The organism is Mycobacterium sp. NGS22, from assembly GCF_059813095.1.
Map to the genome: position 1 here is coordinate 1 of NZ_JCALDY010000055.1, position 12,565 is coordinate 12,565.

The following is a 12,565-nucleotide window of genomic DNA, read 5'->3' on the forward strand; positions in this document are numbered from 1 at the left end:
CCGAAGCCGAACCCGAGGCCGAAACCCCAAGCGGGCAAACGTAATTCCAGCGCGGCCGAACCGTCACGCGCCTGTGACTTATGTTGACAGTGTGACGGATGTGACTAATCCTGAGAGGGTTGCTTCCCCCAATCAGGCCGAAAGGGCTTCTCGTGCTGACGCCATCTGCCGTGTTGCGCAGACTGACGGCAAGTTGCGCCGCCTTCGCCGCCTTCGTCGCCCTGAGCAGCACCACGGGCCAGCCGCTGGCACGCGCTGCCGATGCCCGTGAACTGCTCGAGCAGGCCATCACCACCACCAAGGGCAGCTACCTGGTCTACAACTTCGGCGGCGGCCACCCCATGCCGCTCCTCGACGGCGCCGGCCACTGGTACGAGATGGGCAACGGCGGTCACCTGATGATCCTCAAGCAGGCCTCCGGCCGGTTGCAGCCGCATCTGCTGGTGGACACCCATCGAGGTGACCAGGCCCGGTGTGAGAACAACGCCGGCGCCCGCACCGGCGAAGGACTCTGGCAGGCATCCGAGGTCTACGCGCCGCTGCAGGCCTGGGCGCGGATGGGACAGCCGACGATCGCGATCAACGCCAACTTCTTCGACGTGCGCGGCCAGAAGGGCGGCTCGTGGCGCGATACCGGCTGCAGTTCACCGCTGGGTGCATTTGTGGACAACACCCGCGGTCAGGGCCGGGCCAATCAGGCCGTCACCGGCACCGTGGCCTATCCGGGCAAGCAGGGTCTATCCGGAGGCAACGAGTCCTGGACCTCGCTGACGACGATGATTCTGCCGGTCGGTGGTGCGCCATATGTGTTGCGGCCCAAGGGCAGAGAGGACTACGACCTGGCGACGCCGGCGATCCAGGAGCTGCTCGACAAGAACGCGAAGTTCGTCGCGGTGGCCGGCATCGGCCTGTTGTCGCCCGGCAACACCGCCCAGTTGCACGACGGCGGGCCCAGCGCGGCCCGCACGGCGCTGGCTTACAACAGGCAAAAGGACGAGATGTACATCTTCGAGGGCGGCAACTACACCCCCGACAACATCCAGGACCTGTTCCGCGGCCTGGGCAGCGACACCGCGGTACTGCTCGACGGGGGTGGCTCGTCGGCGATCGTGCTGCGCCGCGACACCGGGGGCATGTGGGCCGGCGCGGGCGCACCCAAGGGATCCTGCGACACCCGCCAGGTGCTGTGCGATTCGCGCGAGCGGGCGCTACCCAGCTGGCTCGCTTTCAACTGAGCCCGCCGCCGGCCCGAACCGAAAGATCAGCAGGCTGACGCCGACGACGGCCGCCGCCAGCCCCAACACCGGCGCGACCGCGAACCGCGATATCGTCGCACCCAGCGCCGCGCCGGCGCACATCGTCAAAACCACGCTGTAGCGCAGCTTTTCGCGGTTGCCGGTGCCGCCGGCCAGCCTGCTGTCGACCCCCAGTCCCACGATCGTCGACGTGAGCACCGTCGTGGTGAGTTCCTGGATGCCGAATTGGCGTGCGGTGGCGTGCTGCAGGCCGTAGGCGGTCGCCATCCCGGCGATCAGGAACAGTTTGGTGTTGTCCTGGTAGCCCAGCACACCGGCGCCCGCCCCGGCCGACAACGCCGTCAACAACCCCGTCTCGATGCCCAGTGCGCTGGTCAGCCAGGACCGGGTGCGGTCCCCGTAGTGGCGCATCAGCCTGCCCCCGAGAATGGCTCCGGCGACGAAGGCCGGGAAGACCACGACGGCTGCGGTCAGGTCCACGTTGGTATTCCGGGCGAACCAGAAGCCGAGGAAGATCACGTTGCCGGTCATGTTGGCCACGAACACGTGACCGAGCACCAGGACGCTGATCGCATCGGCCAAACCGGTCGAGAAGGTCAACAGCAGCAACGCTGTAACGGTTGACCGGTTGGAGACCGGGGACGTCGCGACCATCGCGCCGGTCCGCTACAGGTGGGGCGTGACGTCCAGCGAGGTGATGGTGTTCATGGTGGTCACCTTCCAGCGGCCGTCATCGAGCTTCATCATGAGCCGGTAGGCGAGGTACTGCAGCGTCGGGATGTTCTTCCTCAGCGGGCTGGTGGTGGAGGTGTTGGTGTAGACGATGGCGGTGGCATTCGGCCCGTTCAGTGATTCCACGGCGACGCCGGTGACCTCGGTGGAATTGGTGACCTTGGCCTGCTTGTTGGGCCCCGCTATTTGCTCAATGATCTTGCGGTACCGAGCGCGGAAGTCGCCGGTCAGGTAGTTGTCCGCCCGATCGGAGAGAGTATCCATGTTCTCTGGTGTGTAGCTCCACAGGGTGGTGACCGCTTTCGCCGCGGCCTGCGCCACCTCGAACTTGACCGCGACGTCGGCACGCTCGGCGAGGTACGGCTGGACGGTCGCGCCGGCGAATGCCGCGGAACCGACGAACAGCACGGTCAACAGCGCGACCACCGCCGCGACCCAGCGGCCGGTCCGTTTCTTCTTGACCGGCGCCGGGGACGCCGACTCGTCCGAGTCGGAATCGTCTGCGGCCGAGTCGGTCTCGTCCGCCGAATCGGAATCGTCCGGGGCCGAGTCGCTTTCGTCCGGGGCCGAGTCGGTCTCGTCTACCGCGTCGCTCTCGTCCACCCCGACGTCGACCTGGGTTTCCTCTTCGGCGTCCGCGACGGTCAGATCACCTGCAGCAGGTTGCTTATCTTCCACTGATTCCCTTCCTGCTTAGCCGTTGCCGACCAACGGTTGGTGCTCTCGAAGACCTGTTTGCCGTCCGGCGACTTGGAGGTGACGTCGGTGGCGACCAACACCGTCACACTCCCGTCGTCGTTCCACCGCTCCACCCCGGCTTCCAGCACCGTGCCGGTGGCCCGTTCCGCACGAGCGACCTGCAACAGGATCTGGTTGGCCTGCTCTTCGTACTGCTTGTGGAAGTCGCCCGTCGCCTGGCCCAGGATCCGGTCGATGTAGTCGTTGGCATGGAACGGGTCGATCGAGGTGAACCCGGTCATGAACCACTTCACGTAGTTCAGTGCCGAGGTCTCCCGTTCCGCGGTCCGCGCCCGGATCTCGTGACGGATCGTCATCAGGGTGCAGAGCGTGAGCGCGGCGACCATCACCAAGGTCGCGGCGACGGTGACGATCCGCAGTTCCCAGTGCCGCGGCGGCACGGGCTGCGCGATCAGCAGCGAATCCTCACCGGGGGTGAACTTGCGGCGGGGACTCACTTCCCGCCTCCCGGCGGTTTCGGCTTGGCCAGGACGTTGAGATCGTCGACGCGCCAATGGCCGTCGCGGTCTTTGGCGAACTTCACCCGCAGGCTGGCGGTGATGTAGCGCGTCTCGGGCCCGGCCCCACGTCGGCCATGCATGAACAGCAGCATCGTCACGCGGTCCGGTGCCGCCGAGAGGATCGAGCTCGCCGTGGCCCAATACTCGTTGATCACCGGATGGCCCTTCTCCACCGTCTGCTGCTGCGCGGCCATCTCGTGCCGGTAGCGGTCGGTGGTCAGCGAAAGGGCGCGGGCGAAGTCGTCATGCAGGGTCGCCGGATCGTAAGTCAGCATCTGCGCGACGATCCTGGGCCCCTGGGTGGAGATCTCGGCGCGCGCCTGGTCGGTCGCCCGGGCCGGCGCGTATCCCAGCTGGTAGCCGAGGCCGAAGGCATCCAGGCACACCGTCGCAGCGGCGAGCAGGGCGACCACCGTCCACTGCCGTACCTTGTCGGGGTGTTCGTGGGGGACGACGCGCAGCACTTCAGTGCGGGCGAGCATGTCGGCGAAGGTGCGGCGCTCGGAATCCCACAGCGGCCAGAACCAGCCGATGAACAGCGCCGCGGTATCGAGCAGGTGCGCCAGGTCTCGCAGCAGCAACCGCCACGGGCTGATCGGCGCGCCGTCATTCCGCGACACCGCAATCCCGAACAGCGCCCGGCCCAGACTCCAGCCGGTGATCGTCGGCAGCAACAACCGATTGACCAGGACGGCCAGCACGACCGCGCCCAGCACCGACACGCAAACCCACCACCACGCGTCGCGCGCCGGCAGCGCGAACGACACCACCGCCGCCGACGCGGCCGCGGCGAAGCCCGGCAGGACGTCCACACAGAATGCGGCGGCGCGCAATCGCCATGACGCCAAGGCTTTTTCGGGTAAGTCCTGGGTGATCTCCGTGGTCTGGATGTCCTCGACCACCACCGTCACTTCATCACCTGTTCGAGCTTCGAGATCTTGTAGGTGCCGTCGACGGGCGCCATCCTGACCCGCAGGCGGTAACCCGCCTCCTGATCCTCCGCCTGATCGTTGGACAGCTTGACCCGCAGCGCGACGAGTATGTCGATCGAACCGTCCGGGTGGTTGCGTTCCACCGCCGCGCGCATGTCCGACACCTTGAGGTGCACGTTGGCGGCCTGATATGCCTGCACCAGCATGCTGCTGTAGAGCAGGGCCTGGGTGCGGTACTGGTCGGTGCCGCAGTCGATGATCTTCTGTTCGCTGGCGGCCATGGTGTTGGTGTCCGGCGCCTGGGTCGCCACCACGCAATCCTTGGCGATCTGCAGTGCCGTCGCGGCGTTGCGCGCGCTTGCCTGAAAGTCCTGGTGATAGCGCAGCGCCACGTAGCCGCCAGCCGCCAGGGCGCCACTGAACAGGATCATTAGTGCAGCGATCGTCGCCAGCCAGGCGCGGTTGACCCGCGACGGGCGCCTGTCGACACCCGCAGGAACCTCTTCCTCGGCTATTTCCCCGGCCTCGGACTCCCCCGTCGCAGCGGTCTCGGTCTCAGCCGAGTCCGCATCCGTCACCTCAGAACCAGGCGGGGCCTCGGACACTTCGGTGTCCGGGGTCGCCGCTGCAGAACTAGTCGAGTCGTCCTCGTCGATGGGGTTCAGCCGGCCGGTGCCAGCATCTCCATCCATCCGTCGTCTCCTGTTTTGGTTGAGTTCTCGACGGAGTATCTCACCCCGTCGGGCCCTACCAGCTCACCGCTCTGCGGGCTGTACACGGCTGACGGGGGCCCGCCCGGAGTGTAAACGCAGGGATTGGGCTGTTGGCCGTTGCACTGCACGGCACCCGTGCCGGGTCGCGTCAGCGGGTCGCTGACCGGTGGCGGCGTCTGCCCGCCCGGAGGCAGCCTGTCCGCTGGCATGGGGTTCATGCCGTTGTTCACCGACGGCGCCGGCACCACCAATCCGGGCTTCACCGGCTGGTCGCAGCGTGCCGCCGGCGCCGGGCAGGACAGCAGCTGGTTCGGGTCGCCGTACCAGGGGTTGGTACCGGCCGGCTCGTAGGGCTTGGTGCTGCGGCACTCCTTGGGTGTGGCGGCCCGCTTGCCCGGCACGTCGACACACGGGATGTTGCGCGATCCACGCACGCTGTTCGCCGGCGTGTCCATCGGGATCTTGCAGTACGTCCCGACCGGCAACGGCTGCACGCTGGTGTCGGCGAACGAGCGCCACTGCTCGGCCGGAATGAACCCGGTCAGGCACGGCGGCGGTTGGTTGATGGCCAGCGCCAGGTCGAGGGCGGCCTGGTTGGGGAAGGGCGCGGCCACCGTCTGGGCGATCGAGGCACCCTGCGGCAGGAACACCACCACCTGTTCGAGGCCTTTGTGATAGCGCTTGAGCAGGTCGAACACGACCTCCAGGTTCGCCAGCGTCTGCGGTAACGAATCCCGCACGTCGGTGAACACCTCGTTCACCTGATCGGCCGTCGGCGCGGCCTGGGTCAGCACGCTACGCAGGTGCTGATCCTCCGCGGCGCTCTGCGCGGCCAGCACATTGAGGTTGTGCGACCAGCGCCGGATCGCGTCGCCCGAGTCCACCTGGCTCTGCAGGACCGGTCCCGAGTGCTGGATGAGGTCGTCGACGTCCTGGATCTGGGTGCGGAAATCACCGACGATCGCCTGCGTGGCGTCCACCAACCGCTGCAGCGCCGGGCCCAGTCCACCCACCGCCAGGGCAGTCTCGTCGAGCAGCTGCGGGATCTTCTCCTTGGGCAGCACCGCGAGGCCGCGGTTGGCGGTGTCCAGCGCCGGCCCGATCTCGCTGGGCACGGTACCTTTCGTGATGGTCTGGCCCTCGGCGAAGAACTTTCCCGGGTTCCCTTCCGAGACCAGGTCCAGGTACTGCTCACCGACCGCCGACACCGAGTGCACGTTGGCGGTGGCGTCGACGGGGATCTTGTAGCGGCTGTCGATGCTCAGCTTCGCCTTGGCTCCCCAGGCGGTCGGCTCGACCTCTGTGACCTTGCCGATGGTGATGCCCCGGTAGGTCACGTTGGCCGTCGGGTACAGACCGCCCGACGCCGGCAGGTTCGCCGAGAGTTCGTAGCGTCCGATCCCGACCAGGGTGGGAATCTGCAGGTAGTAGATGCCCAGCACCGACAGCGCCACCACCGTCAAAGCCAGGAACAGCAGCAACTGGCGTCTGATGAAAGGAGTCAGCATTGGCCTCGCTCCGCCCTCTCCACCAGCGGTCCGCCCGGTGCGTTGTTCGGGTTCGACGTGTAGCGGACGTCCGGGATCATCGACTCGGGATCACGTCCGAACGACTGCTCGATCGCCCGCAGCAGTCCGGAGAACCCGGTACCGGTCAGCACCGCGTTGTCCACCGAACTGAGCGTCACATCGATCGTGGCGTTCACGTTCTGGTAGTCGCCACGGAACATCTTCGGCACCGTGTCGATGTCGAACGGCTGCGTCAGGATCAGCTTCAGCGCGCCGATCAGGTATGGCGACCCGCGGCCCAGCTCCCGCAGCGGGCATTGCAGCAGCTGCAGATCGGTGTGCAGGTTGGCACGCGTCTCCGACAGGTACTGGTCGGCGACCTGGCTCAGTCGCCCGACCGAGTCCACCGCGTTGATCAGCAGGTTCTTCGTGTCGGCGAAGTGCTTGATCAGCGGCGGGAAGTCGGTCAGCACCCGTTCCAGCACGTCGTTGCGGTTGCCGACGTAGCCCAGCAGCCGGTTCGTCGAGTCGATCGCGTGGGTGATGTCGTCGCGTTGCTCGTTGAGCTGCCTGGTGAAGGTGTCGAGCTTGCCCAGGAAGTCGCGGATCTGCTCGCCCCGGCCTTTGAAGATCGTGTAGATCTCGTTCTGCAGCACCTCCAGGTTGGGGATGCCGCCGCCGCGCAGGATCAGCGAGATCACTGCCAGCGTCTGCTCGATGTTCGGATAGACCGACGAGTTCTTCAGCGCGATCACGTCGCCGTTCTTCAGCTGACCCTCCGGCTTTTCCGGGGATATCAGCTCCACGTGCTGCGACCCCAGCAAGCTGGTCTGGCCGATCTTGAGCAGCGCGTTCCTGGGGAGCTTGGTGTCCTTCTTCAGGCCCAGCGTCAGGGTGGCGATCCAGTTCTTCAGTTCGATCTTGCGGATCGAACCCACCTCGACGTCGGCGACCATCACCTTGCTGTTGCCGTTGATCGCCAGCGTGTCGGGTACCTGGGCGTAGACGACGTAGGCGCCGTCCCCGCTGCCCGGTGCGCCGGGAATGGCCACCTGGGAGATGCCCTTCCAACCGCAGGAACTCAGCATCAGCGCCGCCAGCAGCAGCACCAGCACCTGCCAGCTGCGATAGCGCATCTTGCGCAGCACCCGCATCACCGGCCTCCTGCCTCAGCCGGCAACGGTGCGCCCACCGGTGCGTTCAGTGCCGGCCCGGGGGCCGCCGGGGTCGGAGCCACCGGACCCGGGACCACGCCCGGTCCGGGCGGCGGCGGCTGCACCGGTACTGGCGCGTTGAGCGCCACCGGCGGCACCACCGGGTACTCGTCATAGGCGTTGGGCGGTCCCGGCGGGGTCTGCAAGGTGGACTGGATCGGCCCGATGTCCGGCCCGCCCATCAGCTCGGCCAGCGACTCCGGGGTCATCAGACCCGCGGTGATCGGCCCGACCTTGACCCCCTGCATGCCGGGGGCCACCACCCAACCCTGCTGGGTGTTGCGGTGCGACAGCGGGGTGTCGGGCACCCAGATGCCGGGCACGGTGGTGTCCTTGTAGCCGTTGGGCGGGCGCAGCCGCTCCTCGGAATAGGCCACCATCTTGGGCAGCACTTCGGCGGTGCTGAACGTGTTCAACCCGAACGGGAAGTAGTTGAACTTGATCGAGTCGAGGATCGGCGCGAGGTACTGCGCGCACAACTCCGCGGACTCCTGATACCCCAACCGGCTACCGGCCTGCACCGAACTGCAGATGAACTGCATCGGGTTGGCGAAGCTGGTGATCTCCGGAACGGCGACCAACGAACCATGCGACGGGTGATAGATCTGGTTCACGTTGGCCGCAGCCGTCGGCAACACGTGCAACGCGGTCTCCAGTCCGTTGTAGGACTCCGGTTGCAACAATGCGGTGGTCGCCTCGGCCAGATTGTTGACGTCGTGAGTCAACACCTCGCGGTTCTTGTCCAGGAACGGCCGGATCGTGGTCAGGAGCTCGTCGAACTGGCGGATCGCCGCCGCCAGCGCACCGTCGGTGCTGGCCAGCCGCCCGGTGACATCGGCCAGGTTCTGGTTGAGCGCCACGAACTGCTTGTCGTCCTGGTGCAATGCGTTGACGAACTGGGCCAGGCTCTTGACCACGGCGAAGAAGTCCCCGCGCCCCTCATTCAGCGCCGTCAGAGCCTTGGACAGATTGTCAAGTGTCGAATTCAGTTGTCGGCCCTTGCCCGACAACCCGTTGGCGAATGAGTTGATCACCTCACCGAACGGCCCCTGCGGCTGCTCTTTTGTGGGGCCCAGCTTGGAGATGATGTTGGTGATGCTGTTGCGCAGCTCGTCCCACTCCACCGGCACCTGAGTGTGGTCGATCTTGATCTCGGCGCGGTTGGGCAGCACGGGTCCGCCTTTGTAGACCGGCTCCAATTGGATCGCGCGGGACGCCACCAGCGTCGGGTTGAGGATGATCGCGTGGGCGTCCAGCGGAACCTTGTACTTGTTCTCGTAGTGGAACGTCACTTTCATCTTGTCGCCGGCCGGCTCGATCTTGTCGATCGTGCCGACCTTCATGCCCATGATCTGGACCTTGTCGCCGGCGTACAGCGCGTTGGCCTGGGAGAAATAGGCCGTCACGGTGTTCGTCGTCAGCTTCATGTACAGCTTGAACCCGACGAACACGGCGACCAGCGCGAGGATCACCACCAGGATCCCGACGATCACCGTCACCCGGTTCAGGCGCGGCAACCGGATGTTGCGGACGTCAAAGATGGTGCTCAATTCTGGCTACCTCCCACTACGCCACTGCCACCGGTCCCACCGGGATTGATGAATGGCGCCGGCAGCTGGTTCCCCGGCCCAGGCGGCGCTGCCGGACCCGGAGGCAGGCCAGGGGCGAAGGTCGACGGTGGCCCCACCGGTCCCGCCGGTCCCAGCGGCTCGGTGCGCGAGCCCGGTGGGGTGTTCGGCGGCAGCGGAACGGGGGTGCCCTGCACGTCCGGCGCCGGCTCGCCCGGGCGTCCGGCGATCGGGATGCCCGGAATGTACGGGACGCCGTTCGGGTTGGGCGGCGAAGCCGCGACGTTGGGTCCAGGGAACCCGACCCCACCGAACGGACCGTTGTTGAGCCCGATGCAGGGCAACGGGTTCCCGGGCGTCGGGATGCCGTCTGCGGGCGGCGTGTACGAGCACGGCGTTCCCGGCGGCACGGCCGGTCCCGGGTGTTCCGGGGTGCCTTCCAGCACCAGCGGTCCCGGCGGCGGGGCGCCGTTGGGGAACCGGGTCCCGTTGGGGTCGGGGAACCGGTAGGCCGGCAGGCCGGCTCCGCGCCAGAAGTTCTCCGGGTCCAGCCCGCGCTTCTTGAACGCGGCGTCGATGAACGGCTGGATGATCTGACCCGGGACCAGGTTGTGAATCACGACCTTGAAGAACGGTCCGGACGCGATCGACTCGTTCAACGACGGCAGGAACCCGCCGACCATCTGCAGGCCGTCGGCCAGGTCCTGTTTGCGCGCGACCAGCACATCACTGACGGTGCGCAACTGCTCCAGCACGTGGTTGAGGTTCGGGTTGTCGTTGATGAAGCCTTGAACCTGCGTTGAGAAGTAGGCGATGTTGCCCAGCAGGGCGTCGATGGCACGGCCGCGGTCATTGAAGGCGGCGAGCAGCGTCTTGGCGTTGACCAGCAACCGGTCCACCTGCTGGCTGCGATCGCCGAGCACGCTCGCCACCTGGTTGGCCTGAGCGAGCAGATGCTTGAGTTCGTCGTCACGCTTGCCCAGGGTGTCGGAGAACTTGGACACACCTTCCAGCGCGGGGCTGAGCTGCGGGTAGGTCTGGTCGATGGTTTCCGACAGCACGTGCAACGACTGCTTGACGGTGTCGATGTTCCAGCCTCTGGCCGCGGTGGTGACGTCCAGGAAGGCGTCGTAGATCTGGTAGGGCGTGGTGCTCTGACCCAGCGGCAGCACGCCGTTGGGTCGCAGCGGCTGGTTACCCTTCGCCTCGATCTCCAGGACCTTCTTGCCCAGCAGCGTGTCGGTGCGGATCTGCAGCCGGCTCTCGGTACCGATGCTCTGAGTGCCGATCGAGAACTTCATCACGATGTGATCGCCGTCGATCTTGATCGCCTCGATTTTGCCGACGTCCATGCCGGCGATGCGCACCTTGTCGCCCTTGTTCATGCCGCCGGTGTCAGTGAACTGCCCGTAGTAACTGGGCTTTGCCATCAGCATCGGCACGCTGGTGAAGCTCTGGCCGACGCCGATCACCAACAGCGTCACCAGGATGCCCATCAACCCGATCTTCAGCCGGTTGGGCGGCTCCAACGTTCTCATTGCGGCGAGCACCTTCCTGTCGGCTGGTGGAAGAGCCGGACGGTGCGGACCGGTCCACCGGGTTGCAGACCGTTGATCCGGAGGCTGATGTCGCAGGAGTAGAAGTTGACGAAGTCACCGTAGGAGCCGATGGACCGGCCAATCAGGTTCAACGCGGACGGCACGCGCTGTAGGAAGTCGTTGAGCTGCTGCCGCTGATCGACCAGCGGCTGCTGCACGGCGTCCAGGTAGTTGATGGTCTTGTGCAGGAGTGCACGGTCCTCGGCCAGCAGATCGGCCACCGTCCCAGCGGCGTTGCTGATGTTCGCGGTGCCGCCGGCGAGGCCGTCACTGTGGTCCTTCAGCCCGGTGATCAGCACCTCGAGATTGTTGACGGTCTGGTCGAAGTCCTTGCGGTGCCGGACAGTGGTGTCCAGCACGGTGTTCAGGTTCTTGATCACTTCGCCGATCGCCTGGTCCCGCTCGGCGAGTTGATTGGTGAGCGACGCGGTCTGGTTCAAGATGTCGTTGATCGTGCCGCCCTGGCCCTGGAAGACCGTGATCAACGACGACGCGATGGTGTTGACCTTCTCCGGGTTCAGTGCCCGGAACACCGGTTTGAATCCACCGATCAGCGCGTCCAGGTCCAGTGCCGGGGACGTGCGCGACAGCGGGATGAGTCCGCCCGCCGACATCACCTTGTCCGCGCCGTCGCCCTCGCCGCGCCGCAGCTCGAGGTAGCGGTTGCCGATCAGGTCCAGGTAGCGGATCTGGGCGGTCGTCGACTGGTACAGCGGGATTGCGCGGTCGACGTCGAAGTCCACCTTGACCCGCCGGCCGCCGTCGAGCAGCTCGAGGTTCTTCACCTTGCCGATCTCCACCCCGGAGGCCCGCACGAACTGACCCGCCCGCAGCCCACTGACGTTGCTGAACTCCGCGGAGTAGCTGGTGGTCCGGTCGAAGCGGATCTGACCGAACACCACGATGATCATGACGCTGAACAGCAACAGCACGAATGCGAAGATGCTGAGCTTGACGAGAGTCCCGGTGATTTTCATGGGTTGATCGTGTTGTCCCCTACTTGACGGCCCCAGACGTACTCGAGCACGTAGGGCGAACCGGTATCCAAGTGGTTGTACGGCGCGATGCTGTTGCCGGTGTCCATCACCAATTCCGGTGCCGGCCACAGTTGGCGGGTGATCTGCTGCCAACAGCCGGGGGCACCACCCGGGCCACCGTGCGCGGCAACCCGCGGCAGATTCTCCGGATACATGTAGGGGTTCGGTGCGCCGCCGACCAGGCCCGCGGCCAGCCCGCCGACCTGGGAGAGCAACAGCGGCACCAGCGAAACCGGGTTGAGCATCGCACCCAGCGCGGACAGGATCTCGGAGTGGGTGTTCAGCGAGTAGCCGTTGCCGCCGAGGAACGTCCGGACCGTCGGTTCGACGTCGTGGTAGTTGCGCAGCGTGCAGTACAGCTCCGGGCTGTACGTGTCCAGTAGTTGAGCCGTCGGCACCAGGTCGGCGGCACCGCGGGCCAGGTAGGGTCCGCCGCGCTCGAAGATGTCGGCACCGGTGTTGCCGAAGCCGGCGGCGGCCAGCAGCGCCTGGTCCAGGTCCCGCTGCTGCGCGTTGATGCTGCGCGCGGTGGTCGTCGAATTGTTCAGGAAGTCCAGCAGTTCCGGTGCCGCGTCCGCGTAGACGTCACCAAGGGAGGCCAGCGCCTGGATGTCGCGGCGGGCCTGGGGCATCTGCGGGTTGATGTCGTCGAGGATCGCGTTGCCGTTGACGATCGACTGGCCGAACCGGTCGCCCAGCCCGGTCAGCGCCTGCGCCGCCGCGCTCAGCGTCAGGTTCAGCTTGACCG

12 protein-coding genes are annotated in these 12,565 nt (G+C 66.3%); 1 reads left to right on the forward strand and 11 read right to left on the reverse strand.

Going from position 1 to position 12,565, the window contains the following annotated elements; translation table 11 throughout:
• Window positions 1-131: 131 nt before the first annotated feature.
• A complete protein-coding gene (locus AC5Y47_RS25410; protein ID WP_499947030.1) occupies window positions 132-1,235 on the forward strand; it encodes a phosphodiester glycosidase family protein in 1,104 nt (367 codons plus the stop codon).
• On the opposite strand, the gene AC5Y47_RS25415 is transcribed toward AC5Y47_RS25410, so the two are convergent.
• From AC5Y47_RS25415 to AC5Y47_RS25465, 11 genes are all read right to left on the reverse strand, one after another.
• Window positions 1,209-1,910 carry a YoaK family protein gene (locus tag AC5Y47_RS25415; RefSeq protein WP_499947019.1) on the reverse strand — a complete coding sequence of 234 codons (702 nt, stop codon included), beginning with the start codon at window positions 1,908-1,910 and terminating at the stop codon, window positions 1,209-1,211. The genes AC5Y47_RS25410 and AC5Y47_RS25415 overlap by 27 nt on opposite strands.
• A 12-nt stretch (window positions 1,911-1,922) precedes the next feature.
• Window positions 1,923-2,666, reverse strand: coding sequence for a mammalian cell entry protein (locus AC5Y47_RS25420; protein WP_499947020.1), 744 nt, complete (start codon window positions 2,664-2,666; stop codon window positions 1,923-1,925).
• Window positions 2,633-3,184: an Rv1363c family protein gene (locus tag AC5Y47_RS25425; RefSeq protein ID WP_499947021.1), complete on the reverse strand. Its 552-nt coding sequence runs from the start codon at window positions 3,182-3,184 to the stop codon at window positions 2,633-2,635. The genes AC5Y47_RS25420 and AC5Y47_RS25425 overlap by 34 nt, the downstream gene beginning before the upstream one ends.
• A complete protein-coding gene (locus tag AC5Y47_RS25430) occupies window positions 3,181-4,158 on the reverse strand; it encodes an RDD family protein (protein WP_499947022.1) in 978 nt (325 codons plus the stop codon). Before AC5Y47_RS25430 ends, AC5Y47_RS25425 begins: the two co-directional genes overlap by 4 nt.
• A complete protein-coding gene (locus AC5Y47_RS25435) occupies window positions 4,155-4,871 on the reverse strand; it encodes an Rv1363c family protein (RefSeq protein WP_499947023.1) in 717 nt (238 codons plus the stop codon). The genes AC5Y47_RS25430 and AC5Y47_RS25435 overlap by 4 nt, the downstream gene beginning before the upstream one ends.
• The gene (locus AC5Y47_RS25440) at window positions 4,841-6,400 is read right to left on the reverse strand and encodes an MCE family protein (RefSeq protein ID WP_499947024.1); all 1,560 of its coding nucleotides are present in this window, start codon (window positions 6,398-6,400) and stop codon (window positions 4,841-4,843) included. Before AC5Y47_RS25440 ends, AC5Y47_RS25435 begins: the two co-directional genes overlap by 31 nt.
• A complete protein-coding gene (locus tag AC5Y47_RS25445) occupies window positions 6,394-7,554 on the reverse strand; it encodes a virulence factor Mce family protein (protein ID WP_499947025.1) in 1,161 nt (386 codons plus the stop codon). Before AC5Y47_RS25445 ends, AC5Y47_RS25440 begins: the two co-directional genes overlap by 7 nt.
• Window positions 7,554-9,164: a virulence factor Mce family protein gene (locus AC5Y47_RS25450; RefSeq protein ID WP_499947026.1), complete on the reverse strand. Its 1,611-nt coding sequence runs from the start codon at window positions 9,162-9,164 to the stop codon at window positions 7,554-7,556. Before AC5Y47_RS25450 ends, AC5Y47_RS25445 begins: the two co-directional genes overlap by 1 nt.
• Window positions 9,161-10,720, reverse strand: coding sequence for a virulence factor Mce family protein (locus tag AC5Y47_RS25455; RefSeq protein WP_499947027.1), 1,560 nt, complete (start codon window positions 10,718-10,720; stop codon window positions 9,161-9,163). The genes AC5Y47_RS25450 and AC5Y47_RS25455 overlap by 4 nt, the downstream gene beginning before the upstream one ends.
• Window positions 10,717-11,757: a virulence factor Mce family protein gene (locus AC5Y47_RS25460; RefSeq protein ID WP_499947028.1), complete on the reverse strand. Its 1,041-nt coding sequence runs from the start codon at window positions 11,755-11,757 to the stop codon at window positions 10,717-10,719. Before AC5Y47_RS25460 ends, AC5Y47_RS25455 begins: the two co-directional genes overlap by 4 nt.
• On the reverse strand, window positions 11,754-12,565 hold an 812-nt coding region (locus AC5Y47_RS25465), incomplete at its 5' end, for an MCE family protein (protein WP_499947029.1). The genes AC5Y47_RS25460 and AC5Y47_RS25465, both read right to left, overlap by 4 nt.